Source organism: Desulfosporosinus sp. BICA1-9 (assembly GCF_000802135.1).
In genome coordinates, this window is record NZ_JUEE01000182.1 from 40354 (window position 1) to 61205 (window position 20852).

22 protein-coding genes and 1 riboswitch are annotated in these 20852 nt (G+C 44.1%); of the genes, 6 read left to right on the forward strand and 16 right to left on the reverse strand.

Going from position 1 to position 20852, the window contains the following annotated elements:
- Positions 1-12: 12 nt before the first annotated feature.
- The 6 genes from JL57_RS23005 to JL57_RS23030 all read right to left on the reverse strand — a co-directional run bounded on the left by JL57_RS23005 (position 13) and on the right by JL57_RS23030 (position 4962).
- Positions 13-738, reverse strand: a complete 726-nt coding sequence (locus JL57_RS23005) for an amino acid ABC transporter ATP-binding protein (RefSeq protein WP_034144264.1) — start codon at positions 736-738, stop codon at positions 13-15.
- Positions 739-1144: 406 nt separating this feature from the next.
- On the reverse strand, positions 1145-1852 hold the full coding sequence (locus tag JL57_RS23010) for a gamma-glutamyl-gamma-aminobutyrate hydrolase family protein (RefSeq protein ID WP_034144265.1): 708 nt from the start codon (positions 1850-1852) through the stop codon (positions 1145-1147).
- A gap of 91 nt (positions 1853-1943) precedes the next feature.
- Positions 1944-2294: a type II toxin-antitoxin system PemK/MazF family toxin gene (locus tag JL57_RS23015; RefSeq protein ID WP_034144266.1), complete on the reverse strand. Its 351-nt coding sequence runs from the start codon at positions 2292-2294 to the stop codon at positions 1944-1946.
- On the reverse strand, positions 2291-2569 hold the full coding sequence (locus JL57_RS23020; protein WP_034144267.1) for a CopG family ribbon-helix-helix protein: 279 nt from the start codon (positions 2567-2569) through the stop codon (positions 2291-2293). The genes JL57_RS23015 and JL57_RS23020 overlap by 4 nt, the downstream gene beginning before the upstream one ends.
- 231 nt (positions 2570-2800) lie before the next feature.
- Positions 2801-3556 carry a type 1 glutamine amidotransferase gene (locus JL57_RS23025; RefSeq protein ID WP_034144268.1) on the reverse strand — a complete coding sequence of 252 codons (756 nt, stop codon included), beginning with the start codon at positions 3554-3556 and terminating at the stop codon, positions 2801-2803.
- A complete protein-coding gene (locus JL57_RS23030; RefSeq protein WP_034144286.1) occupies positions 3553-4962 on the reverse strand; it encodes a Mur ligase family protein in 1410 nt (469 codons plus the stop codon). The genes JL57_RS23025 and JL57_RS23030 overlap by 4 nt, the downstream gene beginning before the upstream one ends.
- Before the next feature lie 405 nt (positions 4963-5367).
- On the opposite strand from JL57_RS23030, the gene JL57_RS23035 reads away from it, so the two are divergent.
- The 3 genes from JL57_RS23035 to JL57_RS23045 all read left to right on the forward strand — a co-directional run bounded on the left by JL57_RS23035 (position 5368) and on the right by JL57_RS23045 (position 7934).
- Positions 5368-6168, forward strand: a complete 801-nt coding sequence (locus JL57_RS23035; RefSeq protein ID WP_034144269.1) for an undecaprenyl-diphosphate phosphatase — start codon at positions 5368-5370, stop codon at positions 6166-6168.
- A gap of 293 nt (positions 6169-6461) precedes the next feature.
- Positions 6462-7661 carry a CaiB/BaiF CoA-transferase family protein gene (locus tag JL57_RS23040; protein WP_291300459.1) on the forward strand — a complete coding sequence of 400 codons (1200 nt, stop codon included), beginning with the start codon at positions 6462-6464 and terminating at the stop codon, positions 7659-7661.
- Positions 7662-7700: 39 nt separating this feature from the next.
- Entirely contained in the window at positions 7701-7934 is a 234-nt protein-coding gene (locus JL57_RS23045; protein ID WP_034144271.1) for a BadF/BadG/BcrA/BcrD ATPase family protein, read from the forward strand.
- A gap of 65 nt (positions 7935-7999) precedes the next feature.
- Here JL57_RS23045 and JL57_RS23050 read toward each other — a convergent pair whose 3' ends face one another.
- From JL57_RS23050 to JL57_RS23070, 5 genes are all read right to left on the reverse strand, one after another.
- On the reverse strand, positions 8000-8257 hold the full coding sequence (locus JL57_RS23050) for a hypothetical protein (RefSeq protein ID WP_034144272.1): 258 nt from the start codon (positions 8255-8257) through the stop codon (positions 8000-8002).
- A gap of 201 nt (positions 8258-8458) precedes the next feature.
- Positions 8459-9625 carry an alanine racemase gene (gene alr / locus JL57_RS23055; RefSeq protein WP_045691404.1) on the reverse strand — a complete coding sequence of 389 codons (1167 nt, stop codon included), beginning with the start codon at positions 9623-9625 and terminating at the stop codon, positions 8459-8461.
- Between the two features lie 19 nt (positions 9626-9644).
- Entirely contained in the window at positions 9645-11219 is a 1575-nt protein-coding gene (locus JL57_RS23060) for a bifunctional ADP-dependent NAD(P)H-hydrate dehydratase/NAD(P)H-hydrate epimerase (RefSeq protein ID WP_034144288.1), read from the reverse strand.
- A gap of 87 nt (positions 11220-11306) precedes the next feature.
- Positions 11307-11663: a holo-ACP synthase gene (acpS, locus tag JL57_RS23065; protein ID WP_034144273.1), complete on the reverse strand. Its 357-nt coding sequence runs from the start codon at positions 11661-11663 to the stop codon at positions 11307-11309.
- 15 nt (positions 11664-11678) lie between these two features.
- On the reverse strand, positions 11679-12281 hold the full coding sequence (locus tag JL57_RS23070) for a TrkA C-terminal domain-containing protein (RefSeq protein ID WP_291300460.1): 603 nt from the start codon (positions 12279-12281) through the stop codon (positions 11679-11681).
- 139 nt (positions 12282-12420) lie between these two features.
- Positions 12421-12548, forward strand: a riboswitch (cyclic di-AMP (ydaO/yuaA leader).
- Positions 12549-12687: 139 nt separating this feature from the next.
- On the opposite strand from JL57_RS23070, the gene eam reads away from it, so the two are divergent.
- Positions 12688-13935 carry a glutamate 2,3-aminomutase gene (gene eam / locus JL57_RS23075; protein WP_034144275.1) on the forward strand — a complete coding sequence of 416 codons (1248 nt, stop codon included), beginning with the start codon at positions 12688-12690 and terminating at the stop codon, positions 13933-13935.
- Positions 13936-14207: 272 nt separating this feature from the next.
- Here eam and JL57_RS23080 read toward each other — a convergent pair whose 3' ends face one another.
- Positions 14208-15122, reverse strand: a complete 915-nt coding sequence (locus tag JL57_RS23080) for a TIGR01212 family radical SAM protein (protein WP_045691405.1) — start codon at positions 15120-15122, stop codon at positions 14208-14210.
- Positions 15123-15412: 290 nt separating this feature from the next.
- Between JL57_RS23080 and JL57_RS23085 the strand changes: the two genes are divergently transcribed.
- On the forward strand, positions 15413-15823 hold the full coding sequence (locus JL57_RS23085) for a GNAT family N-acetyltransferase (RefSeq protein WP_034144277.1): 411 nt from the start codon (positions 15413-15415) through the stop codon (positions 15821-15823).
- Positions 15824-15913: 90 nt separating this feature from the next.
- Entirely contained in the window at positions 15914-16909 is a 996-nt protein-coding gene (locus tag JL57_RS23090; protein WP_034144278.1) for a D-cysteine desulfhydrase family protein, read from the forward strand.
- On the opposite strand, the gene JL57_RS23095 is transcribed toward JL57_RS23090, so the two are convergent.
- The 4 genes from JL57_RS23095 to JL57_RS23110 all read right to left on the reverse strand — a co-directional run bounded on the left by JL57_RS23095 (position 16900) and on the right by JL57_RS23110 (position 20747).
- Positions 16900-17274: a VOC family protein gene (locus tag JL57_RS23095; RefSeq protein WP_034144279.1), complete on the reverse strand. Its 375-nt coding sequence runs from the start codon at positions 17272-17274 to the stop codon at positions 16900-16902. The genes JL57_RS23090 and JL57_RS23095 overlap by 10 nt on opposite strands.
- Positions 17275-17367: 93 nt before the next feature.
- On the reverse strand, positions 17368-18582 hold the full coding sequence (locus JL57_RS23100; RefSeq protein WP_291300458.1) for a DVU0298 family protein: 1215 nt from the start codon (positions 18580-18582) through the stop codon (positions 17368-17370).
- Positions 18583-18835: 253 nt separating this feature from the next.
- The gene (locus JL57_RS23105) at positions 18836-20197 is read right to left on the reverse strand and encodes a HEAT repeat domain-containing protein (RefSeq protein WP_034144280.1); all 1362 of its coding nucleotides are present in this window, start codon (positions 20195-20197) and stop codon (positions 18836-18838) included.
- Positions 20175-20747, reverse strand: coding sequence for a 2-oxoacid:acceptor oxidoreductase family protein (locus JL57_RS23110; protein ID WP_034144281.1), 573 nt, complete (start codon positions 20745-20747; stop codon positions 20175-20177). Before JL57_RS23110 ends, JL57_RS23105 begins: the two co-directional genes overlap by 23 nt.
- Positions 20748-20852: the final 105 nt, after the last annotated feature.

A 20852-nucleotide genomic window follows, 5' to 3' on the forward strand; every position in this document is an offset into this window, starting at 1 on the left:
ACCAAATGATGACTAACGCAAAATTCGGCTTAAAAATGACTTCGTACGCTCATTCGTTGGATTTTCGAAAAACTGTTTCGGAGTATTGGATTCGACAATAAATCCCTCATCCATAAAAATGACACGATCTGCAACTGTTTTAGCAAAACCCATTTCATGTGTGACAACTACCATGGTAATACCCTCGTGAGCCAGATCAATCATAACATCGAGGACTTCCTGGATCATTTCTGGATCTAAAGCCGAGGTTGGTTCATCAAAGAGCATAATCTTAGGTCGCATAGCCAAAGCCCGTGCAATAGCCACACGTTGCTGCTGACCACCGGAAAGTTGGGATGGATACACATTGGATTTTTCACTTAGCCCAACACGTTCAAGATAAGCCATACCATCCTTTGAGGCTTCCTCCTTTGTGACTCCCTTAATCAGCATAGGAGCGAGAGTTAAATTCTCTAGGACCGTTTTATGGGGATAGAGATTGAATTGTTGAAATACCATAGCCACTGACTGACGGACTTTAGCAACCTGAGCTTTATGTGCAGTAATTTCTACCCCATCCACCGTTACTTTACCCGAACTAGGCTTTTCCAGAAGGTTCATACATCGAATTAATGTACTCTTGCCTGATCCACTGGGGCCAATAACTACCAATTTCTCCCCCGATTTTACCGTTAGATTAATATCTTTCAAGACGTGTAGATGACCAAAATGTTTATTTACCCCTTCTAATTGAATCAAGCGGTTGCTCCTTCCATTTTGATATTTTGACCAATCTCTAATGCTAAACTATACATTTATGAAATATATAGTTATATATGTACGCTTTATTCTTCCTCAACTTGAAAAATCCTCTATTGATTGAAAAAAAACTACGAAATAATTAATGTTTAAATATTTTACTTAATCGGTCAAAAACTGTCAATTACACAAGCGATGATCTTAAAATTGACAAAAGTTTATCCTTGTTCTAAACTATAAATGAGCTGACATTGAGATCGCGCATTTGACGCGACACAAATGGGGAAGCACCTGCTATGGAACTCACGTTGGTAAACGATTCATACTTTTGAATCTAGTCAACGGGTGTGCAGGTTTCCTCTACAAAAAAAGAGACGACTTAGTCGTCTCTTTTTTTCATCGTTTCTCATCGACATGCTTCAACAAAACCTCTAAACAAAACCTTGCTGTGCACTTCCGTTTCCATCATACTTTCTGGGTGCCACTGAACTCCTAGGCAAAACTTAGCGTCTGGCTTCTCAATTCCTTCTATCATTCCATCGGAAGAACGAGCATTTTGGATAAAACCTTGAGGACTTACCGATACAGCTTGATGATGAAGACTATTGACTCCAATTTTCCCCTCAGCAAGTAATCGATAAAGCAGCGATCCTTCTAGCACGTCAACATCGTGCCAAGCGTACTGTCGTGGGGCGGTTTGTCTATGTTGCATCCCTCGAGGATACTGACTAGGAATATCTTGATAAATCTCTCCTCCAGCTGCCACCGCTAAAACCTGAATACCCCGGCAAATCCCCAAAATAGGAAGGTCATGTTGAAGAGCCAACTGAGTAAGCAATAGCTCGCTCAAGTCCCTTTCTGGAAAACATTGACCAATTCCGTGCCGAGGATCCTCTCTTAAGTACACGGGAGAAATATCCCCTCCACCCGTCAATAGCAAGCCATGAATTAAATGCAAAACCTCACTGGCCTCTTCTGATGTCCGAACAGGCGGAAGAATAAGTGGTATCCCACCGGCATTTCTAATACTCTCAACATAATAATGCCGTGGAAAGGTTTTTAGTTCTTCCGAACAATGAGCTGCTGTAATTCCTATTACAGGTTTGAGTAACATCTACCCACACTCCCCTCATGGTATCTTGGCAAACAAAAACAGCGTCGGTTTGCCTCCGCTACGCTGCCTGCCTCTTACTTCGAGCTCTATCTTAAATATCTGCTAGACCTAAACTAATCTCAATAGCTTGGTCGACTCTCAGCATAACTTCTTCATCCAAAACAGCTACTTTTTCCTTAAGACGACTTTTATCGATCGTTCTAATCTGCTCTGTCAAAATAACGGAATCTCGTTCTAAGCCACTTCGTTTAGCTCGAACTTCCACGTGAGTCGGTAATTTCGCTTTGGCAATCTGTGAAGTGATTGCGGCGATGATTGTCGTCGGGCTGAATTGATTCCCAATGTCGTTTTGAACCACAAGGACTGGTCGAGTTCCGCCCTGCTCAGAGCCGACGACGGGGTTAAGTTCTGCGTAGTAAATTTCCCCGCGTTTTATGATCATCTCTGACACTCCACAATTGTTACATCATAGTATTCTAATACTTCTTGTTCCGTTGAAAACAACTCCCTAGCTATCGATAAATTCAGTTGCGCCATTTCTAAGTATCCTTTGCGCATCTGCTCGTGGATTCCTTTTTTTCGTCGTTCGTGAAGGATGCTATTTAGCGCTTCTCGAATAAATTCGCTGCGATTTCGCTTCTCGACGGTCACAATCCCATCCACTTCCGCAAGCAAACTCTCTGGCAAACTGATCATGATCCGCTTACTTTCTGCCACGTTAGCACCCCCATCATTTAGCCATAGCTATACTCTATTATAGACAGTAAAGTGAAAAAGTGTCAACGAACTAGAAGAGTAAATCAGCCAAAACCTCATGAAAACACGGTTATTTATGCATGTAAATAATGGCAACAGCAAATTTAAGTTGAAATTTACTGAAGTTTTGTCCCTGATGATAGTATATCAGTATATCAGTGATGCTATACTGATTTTTAGAGCGAATTGAATTTAGGGTTGTTTTAAAAGCCTCTTCACCATAGTCTCATGGGCTAGTTTTTCTAAGCGGTCGTCAAGTTCCATCAAGCAAGTGTTCGGATCACGTCTTTGCAGAGCAAGTTCTAACAATAAATCAGCAAAGTGTGGGTTTTTAGGGAGGAGCGGTCCGTGCATATACGTTCCGAAGACATTGCGGTAACGAACCCCTTCCTCGCCATCCTGTCCATTATTTCCGTTACCAAATGAGACTTTACCTAATGGCTTCATTCCCTCACCCAAATGAGTTTGCCCGGAGTGATTCTCGAACCCCAATAAAGTCCTTAGCTCTGGAGACGAGTCGATACCTAAAACATTTTCATCAAGGTCCACCACGACATTTCCTATTAATCGCTTGGCACCAGCGATGGTCCAAACATCTAAAATATCCAACCCCTGAATTTTCTCTCCACTTGTCATTTGATAGTATTTTCCCAGCATTTGATAGCCTCCACAGATAGCGAGTACCACTAGGCCACTTTCTATGGCACTTCGGAGTTCATTTTCCCGGCGCATCAAATCCTGAACCAGCAAACCTTGTTCACGGTCAGATCCCCCACCAAGAAAAAGAATATCCATTCCTAAAAAGTCCAAGTCTTCACCCAACGAGGCCCTTTGAATAACGGGTTCTATTCCCCGCCAACGACAACGGGCCGACAAGGCCAAAATATTACCCCGATCTCCATAAAGATCGAGCAAATCCGGATACAGATGGCAAATAGTTAATTTCATGCGCTTGCCTCCTCTCCATGCTCCTTCACTTGAGCTTGTGACAATCCCGCCTTTTTTTGACGTTCTTGGAGAAGATCACGAAGCGGGAAAAGCAGAGTATATGTAGGTAATATAAACACAACCTCAGATTCGTTCCGATGGGTCAGTAAGTCATCGAGGGCTCCTGACAAGTTGTGCATAATAACAAGTTTTTCTTCTCTTAATCCTGCATATTTAAGCCTCAACGCCATGTCCTCTGCACGCAGACCAGTACAAACCACTTGGTGTATACGTTCCTCATACCTTCCCAATCGTTCAAAATTAACATCCCACAGCCAGGAGATATCCCGCCCATCTGCAGCTAAATCATTGATCCCGATCAGAATTCGAAGAGGCTTATCGACGCTGATCATCGTCTGAATGACTTGGTCAAATCCTGTGGGATTTTTGACGAGTGTTAACGTAATTTCCCCTGTCTGTAAATAGAACCGTTCCATCCGTCCGGCTTGAGGAATAAACTTCCTTAACCCTTTTTCGATCATGCCATCACTTAAACCTAATTGGCGGGCTGCAGTCAGTGCCGCTAAGGCATTGTATAGATTATAGTAGCCTTGCAAAGAGAGAGTAAAGGGAGTCACACCCACTCGAAACTGGAGCAAACCCTCTTCTGGACGCACGTTTTGGGCCAATATTTCAGGCTCAGGGCGCTGAAATCCGCAGCCCAGGCAGTTGAAAATCCCCAATTGTCCATAATGAAAAAGCGTGTAATCAAGGGCGGTGCCGCATACGGGACAGAATCTAGCCTCACGAGTTTCTAAGCTCTCTGAGCAGCTATCAGGAGTTCGTTCTACTCCATAATAAAGCGGCCTATTAAGTTGATTGACACCAAATTGAGCAACTAAAGGGTCATCCGCATTGAGCACGAGCACTGTCTCTTGAGGTAAAGACTCTCGAACCAAGCGAACAGTTGTGTCCAACTCTCCATAGCGATCAAGTTGATCCCGAAAGAAATTAGTAATAATTGCCAGACTCGGAGACAGTTGTTCACAAAGTTTAGGCACTGTCGCCTCATCCACTTCTAACAAGGCTAAGCTTGCTTGAGATGAACCGTTCCAACGAGTATTTTGAATCAAAGCCCCTGTGATTCCAGTCACGAGGTTTGCCCCAGCCTGATTAAAAGCAAAGCTTTTTCCCGCCTCAAGCAAAATGTTCGCGAGGAGATTAGCAGTGGTCGTTTTCCCATTAGTCCCTGTGACCATAATAATCCCTTCCGAATAAGCCCCACTCAAGTGCCGTATGATCTGAGGATCAAGCCAGTTTGCTATTTTCCCAGGTAAGGTTGTCCCCTTTTTCCCGCTGGCTAAAAGACCTCTCGTTATTATCTTACCTGCCCATAAGGCAACCCAAAAACGCCATGTTCGCTTCATGCTTGCTCCTTTAATCAATGTCTTAACCATTATCGCACCCTCACTTGTATTATCAACCAAAAACGGTTTAAACCAAACCTAGATTTTTAGTGTTCCCGTCCTTGGAGGGCCGATTATTCTATTTTACCATGAGAAGGTTACTTGTTATAAGGTAACCTAAAATTAATTTACAAATATACTGTCCATTTTGTCGAATCCATTCATAAAACAGTGCCGATTTTTTCTCATATACTGAAAAGGGCACCTCAACACCCGGCAGCGAATGCCTTTGTTTGTCAAAACAACATTCGAATGCCTTTTAAAATGCCAAAAAAATGCCTGCCGTTTGGTTGACTGATTAATTAAAACTATGGGATAATGGATTTTATGAATGAACAAATAAATACTTAGAAATGAGATGTTACGATGAACGACTTTCTCAGTGCCCTGATTTTAGGAATCGTGGAAGGGATTACGGAATTTCTTCCCATTTCCTCTACAGGTCACTTGATTATCTTCAACCAGTTTGTTGGGTTCACTGAACAATTTGCGAATATGTTTGATGTTGTGATCCAACTAGGGGCCATTCTTTCCGTCGTTGTTTACTTTCGCAAGCGACTTATTCCCTTCGGAAATTACAAATCCTCCACCAATCAAAAAATATTTGACTTATGGAAAAAGACCCTCGTAGGCGTTATCCCTGCATTAGGAATCGGATTTCTGGTCGCGGATTATATAGAAGAACGTTTGTTTAATACAACGGTTGTGGCCATCGCACTGATCGTGGGTGGACTAATATTATTATACATTGAAAACAAACGACCTTCCCTTCGCATAAAATCCATGGAGCAGCTCACTTATAGAACTGCCTTTTTCATCGGTATTATTCAGTGTTTAGCCATGATACCAGGAACCTCGCGCTCAGCCTCTACCATAATCGGAGCCATGTTATTAGGCGCTTCAAGAGTAGTGGCCGCTGAGTTCTCTTTCTTTTTAGCAATTCCGACGATGGTTGCTGCTTCTGGCTACACCTTATTAAAAAATGGGTTCATACTCACCCCGCATGAGTTTTTAGTGGTAGGGTTTGGGTTCGTCGTATCGTTTATCGTGGCCTGGGCAGTTATAGCAGGTTTTATGAGTTACGTAAGCAAAAAGGATTTCAAACCCTTTGGTTATTACCGAATTGTGCTAGGTATCATTGTTCTTGCATATTTTAGTTTTCTGTAACCCTGTATGCTAATTTAGTTAGTTTAGTCAAAAACCCCCTTCAGAGCTTGACTCTGAAGGGGGTTTTTCCATTATTACCGAATGAACCTTTTCTAAAAAGTTAATATATAAAAAATCTATAGATTACTGAATATTATGTGTATTTCCCAAAACCATATATGCGTAATAGAATTGCATTAGACGCAAGGAGCAAGAATCGTAACTAGTGATTTAGGATTATCTTTTTGATAACAGGTGTAGTGGTAATATGTTCTGCTTAATATCGTAATTACAAGAGGGGAGTAATGTTTGTGATGAAACCATTAGAAGGTCTCAAAGTCATAGAATTAGCAAATTTTGTGGCTGGTCCGACTTGCGCCAGGGCTTTAGCCAATTGGGGTGCTGAAGTAATTAAAGTGGAAAGTCTGGCAGGCGACCCACTCAGACGTATTGGTATAAATACCAAAATGCCGACCTTTCAGGAAGAAAACCCCAATTTCGACTTAGCAAATATAGGTAAAAAAGCAATTGCTCTCAATTTAAAAACAGTAGGTGGTATGGCAATCTTTGAAAAGCTGTTGGAAACGAGTGATGTGTTTATTACCAACAATAGAACGCAATCTCTTGAAAAAATGGGTTTAAACTATGAGCAGCTTCAAGAAAAATATCCGCAACTAATTTTCGCCCAAGTCTTGGGATATGGCGAAAAAGGCCCGCTTAAAGATAAACCTGGGTATGATTTTACAGCCTATTATGCCCGGGGAGGGCTGCTAGGGACATTGTATGAAAAAGGTACTTCGCCACTAAATCCTGTTCCCGGGTTTGGTGATAATCAAGTGGCAATGTCTCTGGTAGGCGGAATTTTAGCTGCTTTGTATAAAAGAAATAATACGGGTTTTGGCGATAAAGTTACGGTAAGCCTTTATCATTCTGCACTATTTGCCATGAGTACTGCCGTTACATCCCTTCAATATGGATTTACTTTTCCTATAAGCCGAAAAGAAGTAGGGAATCCGTTTTTAAATACCTATAGGACCAAGGATGACCGATGGCTGCAACTAGCAGCTCCGGAGTATGAGCGATTATTCCAGGGGATGATGCAAGCAGTCGGTCGAGAGGATCTCATTAGCATTGAGAAGTATTGCAAATTTAATAGTATTTCTGAAAATACGACGGAAATTATCGAAATTATCGAAGCGCAAATCGCTAAGAAAACTGCGGACGAATGGATGGCTATATTTGAGAAATTCGATATTCCTTGTGAAAAAGCACTTTTATGGGACGAAATTTTAAACGATGAACAGGCCTGGGAAAATGGATTTTTGCACGAAATGCACTATAAAACTGGCAATGCGGGAACTCTCGTCGACCTTCCTGTGAAATTTGCCAGCCTGGGAAAAGTAGAGCATCAGAGAGGACCACTCATTGGTGAGAACACTGTTCAGATATTAAAGAATCTTGGCTACTCTGAGGATGAAATAAGTAAAATGACTGAAGCGAGAGAGATTGTTTGAGAGGGATATCCTGAAATTTAGTGGTAGGGCGGGAATGTTATGTATACTTTAGGTGTTGATATTGGGTCTACTACGTCTAAAGCTGTCATTTTGAAAGACGGTAAAACAATTGTGAAAAAAGCGCTTGTACCTTTAGGCACGGGAACAAGCGGTCCTTCACAGGTGTTTCAAAAGCTATTTGCAGATCAAGAGCTAAAACAAAGGGATATTGTGAAAACAGTCGTAACAGGGTACGGCAGAATGACCTTAAGTATGCTGCTACAACCGCAATAAGAATCCTAAGGGCCGTAACGAAACTAAAGTTTCGTTACGGCCCCTTTTCCTCAAAATTTCTTTTACTAAAACGCCTTAAACCCATTAATGCTCTGATTAACAAACATATCCAGTATCGGACCTAGTGCAAAGCTTAAGAAAAGGCGAAATCCCTCAGCCAAGACAAGCGCTACCCCTAGGCGAAGTAGAAACTGTCCCCCTCGAGACGTGGAACGCCGTAGAATACCGTTAAAATCAAGGGCTCCTGCAGCAACCCAACCGAGCACCAGGCAAAGGATAAAAAAAGCATAACTCATCCCAGTTGTTAGATCAAATATGGCCATGGCACTCCCCCCTTGCCACAACTTATGATGGGTCAAAGGGTTTTATGTATCAACAGTGCTCTATTTCCTAAGATCACAATAAAATATTTTCGATACGCGCGTAGGTGTTCATTTGAAAACAGTGGAAAAGTCAATTACTAATCCATTAAGCTGTTCAACCCTGATTTGCTCATCTTCACCAAAAACACTAGGTTTGATCCTTTATAAAGTTTTAGAATTTGGTTCACTCAGCTCCAGGCTTTGCCCAAGGGCATCCTCTGCAAGACCCAGATAGACTCGAGGGACTCGTTTAGAAATTCCACAAACGACTTCATAACTGATGGTGCCAAGCCACTTTGCCATTTCCGTAGCAGTAATTTGCTCATAGTCATCTTTCCCTAAAATCGTGACAACATCGCCCACTTGGACTCTTGGAATTCTGGTTACGTCAAGCATAGTCTGGTCCATGCAGATCCGCCCAATTACCGTAGATCGCTTCCCATGGACTAGCATTTCGCCGTGATTGGAAAGCCCCCTTCGCAGCCCATCCGCATACCCTAGGGGAATAGTTGCCACGCGTGTAGGATAAGCGGCTTGGAAGGTGCGGCCATAACTCACCGTTTCTCCTGTCTCAATCGTTTTAATATGAGTTACTTTCGCCTTCCAAGACATGACTGGTTCTAAACCGGCAACTTCTCCAAGTTGAGAGGACGGTGTAAAACCGTAAAGACTAATTCCTGCACGAACAAGATCTAAGTGAGATTCCGGAAATTGGATGAGAGCAGCACTGTTCGCAGTATGCTGTATTGGAATAGTTAGTCCGAGTTCTTTTAGTTTATCACAAAAGGATTGGAAGCTCTTGAGCTGTATCCGAGCAAATGATAGATCTTTGTGATCCGAAGTGGCAAAGTGAGTAAATATTCCTTCGATTTTAAGATTAGGAAGATCCGCAATCTTCAGGATATCCTTATAATCTTCTTCTCGAAACCCTATTCTGCCCATTCCCGTATCAACTTTGATATGCACTCTCGCTGTCCGTTTAAGTCTCAGGGCAGCCTCGGAGAGCGCTTTAGCCTGAGCCAATCGGCTAATGGCCGGAATAATCTCTTCCTTAACTAAACTATCCGAATCTTCAAGCTCGGTAACCCCCAGGACCATTACCGTAAGCTCAGGAAACACCGCTTTAATTTCCAACGCCTCTTCCAAGAGGGCCACACCATAGCGTTCTGCTCCACATCCCTTGAGGGTTTTCACTACGGGAATCAATCCATGCCCGTAAGCATCCGCCTTGACGATCGGCATCATTTCACTTTGGGTATATGCTTTAAGCTTAAAGTAATTTTCTCTCAGAGTCTGTAAATTTACCTCAGCCCAAACCTGTCGCCCCATTATTTATCCCCTCTTCCTCTTAACGCTTCGGTTCTATGACATGACGAGCTTTAGGAAGTTGATCCGCCACTTCCGAAGCTGTGAACCCGGACCACCCATACTCATTAGCTAGATCATCTGCAGCTCTGCCGTGTAAATATACACCCAGACAAGCTGCCTCTAACGGAGGAACCCTTTGGGCCAACCAAGCAAGAATGCTGCCTGTAAGAACATCTCCAGTCCCCCCCGTTCCAAGTCCGGGATTCCCGGTAGGGTTGAAAAACGCCCGACCATCCGGTGAGGCAATAATGGTCACAGAACCCTTTAAGACGACCACTGCTTCCCACTCAACCGCTTTGGCCACCGTAATGTCCAAGCGATTGCGTTCGACATCTTCAACACTACATTGACATAGTCGGGCCATCTCACCCGGATGGGGTGTAAGAATCAAAGGCCCTCGCCCACTTCTCAACCCTAGTAAGCTAGGCTCCGCAGCGACTAAATTAAGCGCATCCGCATCCAAGACAACCGGACAGCTTAGATTTCTGAGGATTTCTTCGAGCACTGGGATAAATTGCAGATTCTGACCTAAGCCAGGACCCATTGCAAGAGCCTGCGCGTTTCTAGACTGCCTATTAATCACTGACCAAGCTTCTTCATTTAGGTAATCCTCTCCAGGAGCGTGCCAAACGGTTGCCTCTGTAAGGCAGGCATCTACATCGTTGGCAATTCCCTCTGCAGTCACGATTTGCAACAGTCCAATCCCACTACGCAAAGCACCCCGTCCTGCCAGAACCGCGGCTCCGCTCATCCCCTTAGACCCTGCCACAAGAATCCCTTTGCCATGGGTTCCTTTGTGACCTTTTAGTTGACGTACAGGAAGACTAGTGCGTATATCCTCATCCATCAAGACAAAGGTCGATATTCCTTCATCTTCTAAGTATGCGTCGGGAATAGAAATTGGATCCACTATAACCCGTCCACAATAATCTGGGCCTTCACCGAGAAAAAGACCCCATTTCGGGAGTCCAAAAGTAACAGTGGCTTGGGCGCGGACCGCTGTACGGTAAACATTACCCGTATTGGCCTCTACCCCACTGGGGATATCGATGGAAATCACCCATCCTGGAGAATGGTTTACTTCGTCCACATATTCTTCTATTAAGCCTGGCAAAGCACCACGCAAGCCAATTCCATAAAGTGCATCCACGACAACATCTGCTTGAGCGAGAGCTAAACGTGTTAAGCGGCGTTGCTCTTGGCCTTTAATCTCGAACAATTTTCCGCTAGTACCTTGATATAGACGTAAATTTAAAGCAGCATCTCCTTTAAGTTCTTCAAGTCCAGCAAATAACAAAACGGTAACATCCATGCCCTGGAACACAAGATGGCGTGCAACAGCTAAGCCATCTCCGCCGTTATTACCCTTTCCAGCTAGAATCACTGCTTTTCGTCCACTTAATTCTCTCTGCTCTTGATGATTAAGAAGATTACGTCGAATCTCTTCAACGACTGCCCAGGCTGCATTTTCCATCAGGAGCAAACTGGGGATACCATAATGATGAATCGCTTTTTCTTCGATCTGACGCATTTGTTCTGCGCTGACCACACGCACATTCCCCACCCCGGTTCTCTCTCAATTTAAGACTTCACTTGTACTTCTTATGCTGTAGGGATCCATGAATTGCCCCTAGCTTTTCGTTCAGCTTAAAATCGCAAAGGCCATCGCTTGGGTTCGATTATGGGTCAAGCTTACCCTTACTTGGGACCCGCCCCTGGCTCTGACTTGATTCATAGCTCTAGAACTGAGATAGACCAGAGGCTCTCCGCTTAAATCATTCAAGATTTCTATATCGTGCCAAGATAAGCCGCTAAGCCCTGTCCCTAAGGTCTTTAGAATAGCCTCTTTGCCAGCAAAACGAGCAGCATAACTCTGGATGCCTTTTCCCAGTAAGTTCTCACGCTCTTGGATTGTGAAAAGACGCTCAAACAATTTAGGTTGCCTCTTATAGGCCTGAACGACTCGTTCTATTTCAATAATATCAATACCTGGATACATCGTGCCTACTCCAAATCATAGAATTAACTTTAATTTTTGCTGACCCTCAGCTGAGCCAGCTACCAGTAAGACATCTTCTCCCCGAAGGACAAACCCTGTCTCCGGTGAAAACTGCTCAAGGCCGTCTCGAACCACCGCTACAATGGTGGTTCCTGTACGCTCCCGGATTTTCAATTCTTTCAAGGTCTTGCCAATGGCCGGTGAGCTTTTTCCGATTTCTACTTCTCCGATATCCATCCAACGAGACATTAAACGATCTGAATAACCTAAAAACTTGTTCAGATGACTTTCAATCTTTAAGTCATTTTCACGCCTTTGATCCATCAGCTTTTTCAAATCTTCTACAAAGACCTGAATTTCTCCTTTTTGATCAAAGGATTTAACAAATTTTTCAGCCATAGCTTTCGATGTTACCGTAATTCCTACGCCTTGACTGACCATCACCACACCGACATTTTGCAAAACGGCGATGGCCCGACGAATGGTTTCTGGAGATACATTATACCGCCCTGCTAAAGTAGAACGGCCATGTATCCTTACTCCCTCATGGTACTCCCCCATCATAATGGCGTGGGCTATGTCAATGGCGATTTCTTGATAACGTGCATGGTCCAATATGTTCAACCCCTTATCGTACTTCCTGGTTCGAATTTCCAATGAATTTCATTCTATTATAACATAGCCAACATCAGCTGACATCATGCTATTGACGGGTAACAACTTATATGCTATTATTAGGTTGTTAGTAAAAAAATGTTATATTAAACTGCTGAATTTCCCAAAGGGAAAACGGGGGAACCATTCTTGGGGTGAATCGCTAAACGCGTAGAGCATGTTTCAGCTCGAACCCGACAGCTAACCTCGTAGGCGTTGAAGCACGTTTAACGTGATATTCTGCGTTATTACCGTTGGGAGCCGTTATATATAATCGGTTCTTTTTTGTTTGAAAAAAGAACCCAACTGTTATCCCCCCAGGCCAAACTAAGGAACCCATTCGGAAATCTAATTTCAAGGAGGGATATAAATGTCCGTTCAACTACAAAACCGTCCAGATGCCTTTCGTCAATACGCACTGAAGCGAGCAGAAGAGCTTAAACAAATGATTACCCCATATTTAACCCAATCGGAGAGTATTCCGACTGGATCCGTTTGTTCAGAAATGTTCGAAACTCGTCGAGCAAAGATTCTAAGCTATTTCGGCGCAACGCCTGAAGACTGGGAAAACTGGCATTGGCAAATGACCCACAGAATATCAGATTCCCATGTCCTAGATTCGTTACTACCCTTAACAGCTGAGCAACGCATTGAACTTGAACGTGTTGGGAAAACCTTTCGCTGGGCTGTATCTCCTTATTATCTGAGTTTAATGGATGATACTGATCCCTTTGATCCTATTCGGCTACAAGGATTACCCACCCAGGCAGAACTTTTTGATAATTTTGGTGAAGAAGATCCCATGGGAGAGGCAATTACATCCCCTGCTGCCAGCATAACACGACGTTACCCAGATCGTTTAATCATCAACGTCACTAACATGTGTGCTATGTACTGCCGACATTGTCAACGCAGACGAAATATTGGGGAAACAGATACCCATTCTCCGCGCCATCAGCTTAAAGAGGCACTGGACTACATTCGGGCAAACCCTGAAATCCGCGATGTCTTAGTGACGGGAGGAGATGCCTTACTACTTAGTGATCTAACCTTAGATTGGCTTCTCGGAGAACTCCACGCTATCCCCCACGTAGAAATCAAGCGCCTTGGGACGCGGGCTCCAGTCACCCTACCCATGCGCATTACGGATGAATTATGCACAGTCCTGGCAAAATACCCTCCTATCTACATTAATACTCAGTTCAACCACCCCAAAGAAGTCACAAAAGACGCTAAAGATGCGGCCGATAAACTGATTGCAGCCGGTGTGGTCCTGGGGAATCAGGCGGTTTTACTCAAAGGTATCAATCATCAGCCAGAGGTTATGAAAAAACTTAATCATGAATTGCTGAAAATCAGGGTTCGCCCCTACTATATCTTCCATGCTAAAAATGTCAAAGGAACCCGCCATTTCGTTCCCAGAATCCAAGACGGAATTGCAGTTATGGAACAGTTACGTGGCCATACCTCCGGACTTGCTGTGCCAACATATATTATTAATGCCCCTAAAGGTGGAGGCAAAACACCCATTTCTCCTCAATACCTTGTGTCCCTCGATGAAAACAAAGCTGTTTTGCGTACTTGGGAAGGAAAGCACATCCAGTATGAGACGCCATAATTAGTAGAAAACGCACTCTTGAAAGGAGCTGTGCAACATGACAGAACGTCTTAATAATGACCAAATAACTCAACGGATTATGGATACAAATTCAGATCTGAAACGATATTTGAACTTAGCTCCCAGCTTCAATATAACCCCATCCACCCCTAAACCTTCGAGCAGCTCTAAAGCATTTGGTTCCCACCAACCTTTGCCCTTACGGCCTCCTCTGAGGCCATAATCTCATGTACTCTCCTCTTTCTGGCGATCTTTCGAGATCGCTATTTTTTTTATACCTGCCTTTTTCCTTGCCATGAATCTCGCCGTTCTAACTCAGCATCGATAGCATTGAGAACCTCCCATTTTTTACGGCTCCACAGAGGTCCAATCAGATCATCGGGTGGGCCGTCTCCCGTAAGGCGATGAATAACCATCTCTGGTGGTAGAATCTCTAAAATATCGGCAACCAGCGCAACATACTCCTCTTTCGACATGAGATCAAAAGGCTCGTCCTGAAAAATTGTTGCCAATGGAGTTCCCCTTAAAACATGCAGTAAGTGAATTTTAATCCCTTCTAAGGGAAGCTTGGCAACCACTTGCGCGGTTGCCATCATCTCCGCTTTCGTTTCTCCCGGTAGACCCAAGATTATGTGGGCGCAAACCCGTATTCCTCTGGCCTGCAACTGCTCAAGACCCTTGAGAAATTGGGCATAGTCATGCCCCCTGCCTATCCATTCCATCGTTCGGTCATGTCTACTTTGCAAACCCAACTCAACCCATAAATAGGTCCTTTGATTCAGTTCTTCGAGATAATTTAGAACATCCTCCGGCAGGCAGTCTGGTCTAGTGGAGATGGACAGCCCGACGACCTTCTCCTCCGCAAGGGCCTCTTCATAAATCACGCGCAACCGCTCTACCGAAGCGTAAGTATTGGTATAGGCCTGGAAATAAGCGATATACTTGGCAGTCGGCCATTTTTTCATCATTCGTGCCTTAACTTCACTAAATTGTTCATGAAGGGATAACCGTTGCTCTCCGGCAAAATCTCCGGACCCCCGAGCACTGCAATAGACACACCCACCCGTGCCCAAGGTTCCATCTCGATTTGGGCATGTAAAACCAGCGTCCAGGGAGACCTTAAAGATTTTCTCCCCAAACTTATCGCGCAAGTGTTCATTAAACGTATGATAGCGTTTCTTTTGCATAGTTAGATTCCATTCTTGTCTTATTTAACCTAGCCCACTTTCTAGAATACCAAACTTTGCTGAATTACGCGAACTTCGAAACCCAATAAACTAAAAACAACGTTGTGGAGATAGGGTAATTTTCCAGAACGTTGTTTTCGGTATCAGGGCTTTAAGGCAAAAAGCAAAGGGTTTAGTTAAAGGAATTGGAAGGTTTTTGTAGAAAAGTATTATTGTAAGGTACAGGGTTTGAAAGCGGCTGAGAAGCAAAAAGGCTATGCTGGATTTATAATAATAGGAGGTAACACCAGTTGAAATGGGAATTTGAGGGTTATACAATAAATACTGATAAATCATTGGTGTCTGTTGATCGGGTTAAGGAGTTTTTATCGGATAGCTATTGGGCTAGCGATAGATCGAAAGAGCTTATTGAAAAGACTATCCTGAATTCATTTTGTTATGGAGTATATCATGCAGAAGAGTTGGTTGGTTTTGCGAGGGTCGTGTCCGACTATTCAACGATGGTTTGGATTTGCGATGTTTACATAGATAAGAATCATTGGGGAAAAGGGCTTGGTAAGAAACTAATAGCTTGTATAATTGAGACACCGGAGTTCAAAAATATCTGGGGCTATTTGGTAACTAGAGATGCGCATGGATTGTACGAGCAGTTTGGCTTCGAAAAAGTCGAATCAAAATTTATGACTAGAAAACCTCAGTAAATATTTAAAGTCACCGTCCATGACAGGCTTAAACCATAGGGTTAGTCTGATGCCAAATGCCTTTGCTACATATTTTTAGGGAGGTGTCCTATGTTTAATTCGTTACTGCAAAGTTTGCCGTTTCCCCCTCGCATTCCCTTAATGGGGGGGCCAACACCTATTCAAAGAAGTCGCCTTGCTTGGGGTGAAGACTCATTATATTGGAAACGAGACGATCTGACCCCTTATGGCCTGGGAGGAAACAAACTGCGTAAACTAGAATTCCTCATGGCCGAAGCACTAAGCCAAAGGGCGGACCTCATAATCACATCTGGTGCATCCCAGTCGAACCATGCTCGCCTCACGGCCGTTGCATCAGCGATGGTGAAACTCCCCGCCGTGATTATTATCCCTGGGGAGACTCCTACAGAATGGGGGGGCAACCTGCTCTTGGATCGTTTAGCTGGTGCAGAAATTATAGCTTGTGGTGAAGAGCCTCTTGATCAGGCTGTGAAACGCATTGCGTCTGAAAAGAAATCACAGGGTTACCAGCCCTATACAATCCCTCTCGGGGGCTCCAATGCACTCGGATCCTTGGGATACTTTTTAGCTTTTTTTGAACTCCTTAAACAAGCAGAAGAGCAAGGATGGGCTCCTGGTACTCTTGTCTGTTCAGTCGGTAGTGCCGGGACACTAGCGGGTTTGGTCGCGGCAAATGCCCTTCTCCCTCAACCCCTTCGCTTAATAGGAGTCAGTGTCTGGCTAAGTACGGATCAACTTCATAGTCAAGTTGAAAAACTAGCAACTGAGGTCTTGGGTCTGCTCCACGCCCCTTGTTCTCTGCCGCCTTTTGAGATTATTACGGATTTCATTGGAGCTGGATACGGCCTCCCTACACCTGAGTCTTCTAAGGCCCTTATAGAGTGCTTTCGAACTGACGGTATCCTTTTTGACCCCGTTTATACTGCCAAAGGGGCAGCGGCTGTTAAACACTTAATGCAACATAAAAGACAAGCATTCCCTGAGTCGCTTGTCTTTTGGCACACGGGAGGCGGCCCAGCCATCTTTGATCAACATCACTATTCAGACCTTCTAAACTACGCCTGATAGAATTCGAGTCGTTCCCCACTCGGACCACGGAAAAAGAAATTATACCGTCCGTCTCCTAAAGACATGGGCTCAGAACTAGTCAACTCTACATGATGAGCTTTTAAGTGCTCAATAGCTTTTGTAATATCAGCGACTCGGATCGCCAAGTGATTGACAACTCCATCCTCATACTTGCGACCATCCACGACTTCAACCAGTTCCACGACGGTACCGCCTAATTCCAAAAAGACCAACTCCACCTCTCCGGGTTTAATTCTGTATAAATACTTAAAGCCCAATACTTCTATGTAAAACCGAACAGCCTTTTCCAATTCCGAGGCTTTAATCCCGATGTGCTCGACTCCAATAAAAAGGTTTTCCATAGTTGATTCCCCCTTATTTTCTATTAATCATCATAGTATCAATAAACTTGAGTTCACTAAATACTAAATCGTTCCCTGCCTTATCTATATCTACTATTCCTGATTGCTTTCGCCTGAGGATGCAGCGACGGTTTCTAACTCCAAGAGCCGTTGCTTGATGTCCAAGCCCCCTGCGTACCCGGTCAGACTTCCGTTTTTACCGATTACTCGATGGCAGGGAACCACGATCCCGATTGGATTCCGATTGTTGGCCATACCCACTGCTCTCGGCCCTTTTGGGTTACCTACTTTCGCGGCGATTTCACCATAAGTACATGTCTCACCGTAAGGAATCCGGAGAAGTTCTTCCCATACTTTTAGCTGAAAAGGTGTACCAATCGGATGTAGAGGGATCGAGAACTCCTGGCGTTCCCCAGTAACGTACTCTTGCAACTGACGAATAACTGTACTGTCCGGCTCTCGCTTACGTATTAAAAATTGTTTTGGGAACTGGCGAGACATCCATATCCGCAAGGACTGTTCTTCCTCAATCGACGGGCCAAGCCCTAGCCAGCATAACCCAACGGTCGTCGAAGCGACCGTTACCTCAACTTCTCGGTCTTTGATCATCAATACTTCTGTCCAAAAAGTAAGGCTTTGGGTTGTCCATAATTCCTGAACAGAATACTTGATTAGTTCTCCAGTCTGATAGATTTCCACTAGGTTTTGATCGTTTTTTAAATCTTGATCGAGCTCCATCGGGACGCTCCACTTAGGCCCATTTTCTCGATAGAGAGGGAACTTATCCTCGGGAATCCGCATAAGTGCATAGATTAATGCCGCTAATCCTCGAGCAAAAGGCTGCTCAGATTCTAAGAATGGCCTGATCCGCTCTTCAAGAGGATCTACTAAATGGGGAGCGTTCTGGGCTAGTTGAGCTAGTCCCCACAGTGCTCCATCCCTTAAGCTTTCATCGACTAACAACCCCGAAAGCATCCAATTAAAATGACCACACGTCCTTGGGCAATGAGCCAGCAGGCTCCCTATGGCCTCAGATGCATTCCAAGCGGTCCCCCCGGATTCCTCATTGAGATACCAAAAATAACGACGCACCAGTTCAACGGCATACTTCTCATCTTTCTGCTCGGCTTCTTGGGCGAAAACCCCTAAAGCCTCGACTGCTCGCCAGAAAATGAGCCCATCTTTGACATAGATTCGCGTCATAAATTGTCGATAAACATTTTTATTTTCTTTTTCTTTAGCCCAAGCCCTCAGTTGTTTCCAATCCCGTTTCTCTAAAATCTGTTCCACAGCTCTTTTCATAGGCATTGGATCACCTTCCCTCTTCCGTGATTCTAGGTTCCTTCTTTTATGTGCCTAGAAAATTTGGCTTAGTTTTTAATTCCGCTTCGTTCCTTATTAGGAATTATCTTATCATAATTCAAAGTATAAGAAAACGTGGAATGGGCTAAGCTTCAAGCATCGTCACACCAATAGAGTGACCCAGATAAAGGGATGGCTTGCTCTGGACAAAATAAAATAACCACGACCTGAAATTAAAGTCGTGGTTATTTTATTTATTCTACATCAATTTAATACTTTCAATCTTACGAACTGCCCCCCGGGCTCGCTCTCTGACATTAATCGACTCTCCATAATCCTCAGCAACTCTTAATAATTCCTTGACCGCTGGGACAGCTCCCAACTCTCCAAGTGCTTGCGCAGCCATTCCCCTTACTCCAACTACCGGATCTCTCAGCAATTGGATTAACGAAAAGATAGCTCCTTTATTGCCAATTCGCCCCAAGGATTCACAGGCTCCAGCTCGAATCAAGCTATCATTGTCAGCCAAGCATTTCATAAGCAGATCAAAGGCGATCGGAAAGTTGGCGAACCCCTTAAGTAAGTAGATATCGACCCGTCTGCTAACCTTTTGATAGATACTACTTAAGACTTCAAAGGCCTGTTCCTGGTTTAACTCACGCAAAGTCCAATCAATCAGTCGAATTAGTACTGCCTCATTTTGACTCAGCAGAATTCCTTTAGCCGATTCAAGATCCTGAATTAAAATAGCCCTCTTCAACTGGTCCCCTAGTTTAGGAAGCAAATACCCCGCAATGGTTCGAGCACTTTTTTCGCTAAGGGTTAATTTGCCGGCTTTGTTCTTCTGAATATAATGCTGTGAAATCAGTCCATCTATGACGCAAGAAAATAGAGGTCCGGAAGCTTCGCCCATAGCTGAACTTAAGGAGTCCTCATCCATTTTACCTTCATGAGTATGGATAATTTCAAGCAGAGTCACTAAATCTTGAACTTGCAAAGGCATTCCTAAGTCCCAGATTACCTGTTCCAAGATTAGTCGTTCTTTATATAAGGGTTCTCCAGCAACCGCTGTTTGAAATTGGTAGAGGAAACTTAGCTGCTCTGAGCCAAATTCTCTTAACTCCGTATTCTGTTGGCATTCTAGGAGGCTTGCCCTAGTATTGGCTGTATAAGCTTTGATTTTCTTTAATCTTAGGACCAATAAATCCAGATAATCTAGAGGATAGCCGGTCCGCTCTGCTATATTGGGCAGGGATTCATCTCCGATCCACAAGCGGAAAATTCGGCGCCAAGGTTCCTTAGGATCCGTAATTTGTGGACGATTGATAATCTTTTGGGCTGGTTTTAGTAAGTCTTTCGCTAAATCCACGACCACCGCGGACGGGTTCGCAAACTGGTTTTTTAATTTCCATTGTATAATCTCAGCAAAGGTAGAATTTGTTAGTAAGTCTGCATTATTGCAGAAACAATGGACGAGATCCGGAATAATCGTTTCATTGATATATTTAAGAGCCAGAGGACTTCTAGGCCCACCCCACTCCTCTAATAAAACGGCTGCCAGGCTTTCCTTTAAGCCGCTTAAATCATGCTTAGTCCAGTTAAAATTTATTAATTCCGCCACTGCTCATCACCTTCCCAGCGTCCAAACCCATCTGCCAGCCTAATTCCAACGCTTTAATGTTTCGCTCCGCTGTACCTTTAGGAGCCCGTTGCTGGACAGCCTGCCTAACCTTTTCTAAAGGAATTCTGCCGCTTAAAGAAGCCACCACTCCCAAAGCCACGACATTAGCGCTTTGTTCAGAACCAAATTGAGTACGGGCAGCTTTCGTGATCGGCAACGAATAAAAGTTAACACTGCGCGGCTTAACTTCTGTAACCTGGGAATTATCGACAATCAAGACTGCTTCTTCATTCAGGTGCAGTCCATACTTTTTATAGGCTTCTTGACTAAGGGTTAAGACAAAGTCCGGTTTTTCGACTTTAGGGTAAGCAATCCCTTCGTCTCCGATAATGACTTCAGCTCGACTGGCACCTCCCCTGGCCTCGGGTCCATAGCTTTGACTCTGGGCGACATTTTGGTCAGCAATAATTCCGGCCTCTGCCAACATGATCGCCGCTAAAATCAAACCCTGTCCGCCGGTTCCGGTTAACAGAAATTCTTGTTTAGCCATGATGACTGCCCTCCCTTAATCTCTGTCTTAGTTTCTCGTATTCTTGAGTATACTCCGGAGCCTGTGATTTGAAGATCTCGCCGATCTGGAAATCTTCCTCGCGGG

What these genes read in the sequence shown, in the direction of transcription:
- JL57_RS23095 (WP_034144279.1), bottom strand. Translation starts at nt 17,274, where the DNA reads ATGGAAAACCTTTTTATTGGAGTCGAGCACATCGGGATTAAAGCCTCG.
- JL57_RS23040 (WP_291300459.1), top strand. Translation starts at nt 6,462, where the DNA reads ATGAAACCATTAGAAGGTCTCAAAGTCATAGAATTAGCAAATTTTGTG.
- acpS (WP_034144273.1), bottom strand. Translation starts at nt 11,663, where the DNA reads ATGTATCCAGGTATTGATATTATTGAAATAGAACGAGTCGTTCAGGCC.
- eam (WP_034144275.1), top strand. Translation starts at nt 12,688, where the DNA reads ATGTCCGTTCAACTACAAAACCGTCCAGATGCCTTTCGTCAATACGCA.
- JL57_RS23030 (WP_034144286.1), bottom strand. Translation starts at nt 4,962, where the DNA reads ATGAAGCGAACATGGCGTTTTTGGGTTGCCTTATGGGCAGGTAAGATA.
- alr (WP_045691404.1), bottom strand. Translation starts at nt 9,625, where the DNA reads ATGGGGCGACAGGTTTGGGCTGAGGTAAATTTACAGACTCTGAGAGAA.
- JL57_RS23025 (WP_034144268.1), bottom strand. Translation starts at nt 3,556, where the DNA reads ATGAAATTAACTATTTGCCATCTGTATCCGGATTTGCTCGATCTTTAT.
- JL57_RS23090 (WP_034144278.1), top strand. Translation starts at nt 15,914, where the DNA reads ATGTTTAATTCGTTACTGCAAAGTTTGCCGTTTCCCCCTCGCATTCCC.
- JL57_RS23045 (WP_034144271.1), top strand. Translation starts at nt 7,701, where the DNA reads ATGTATACTTTAGGTGTTGATATTGGGTCTACTACGTCTAAAGCTGTC.
- JL57_RS23015 (WP_034144266.1), bottom strand. Translation starts at nt 2,294, where the DNA reads ATGATCATAAAACGCGGGGAAATTTACTACGCAGAACTTAACCCCGTC.
- JL57_RS23110 (WP_034144281.1), bottom strand. Translation starts at nt 20,747, where the DNA reads ATGGCTAAACAAGAATTTCTGTTAACCGGAACCGGCGGACAGGGTTTG.
- JL57_RS23100 (WP_291300458.1), bottom strand. Translation starts at nt 18,582, where the DNA reads ATGCCTATGAAAAGAGCTGTGGAACAGATTTTAGAGAAACGGGATTGG.
- JL57_RS23035 (WP_034144269.1), top strand. Translation starts at nt 5,368, where the DNA reads ATGAACGACTTTCTCAGTGCCCTGATTTTAGGAATCGTGGAAGGGATT.
- JL57_RS23010 (WP_034144265.1), bottom strand. Translation starts at nt 1,852, where the DNA reads ATGTTACTCAAACCTGTAATAGGAATTACAGCAGCTCATTGTTCGGAA.
- JL57_RS23080 (WP_045691405.1), bottom strand. Translation starts at nt 15,122, where the DNA reads ATGCAAAAGAAACGCTATCATACGTTTAATGAACACTTGCGCGATAAG.
- JL57_RS23050 (WP_034144272.1), bottom strand. Translation starts at nt 8,257, where the DNA reads ATGGCCATATTTGATCTAACAACTGGGATGAGTTATGCTTTTTTTATC.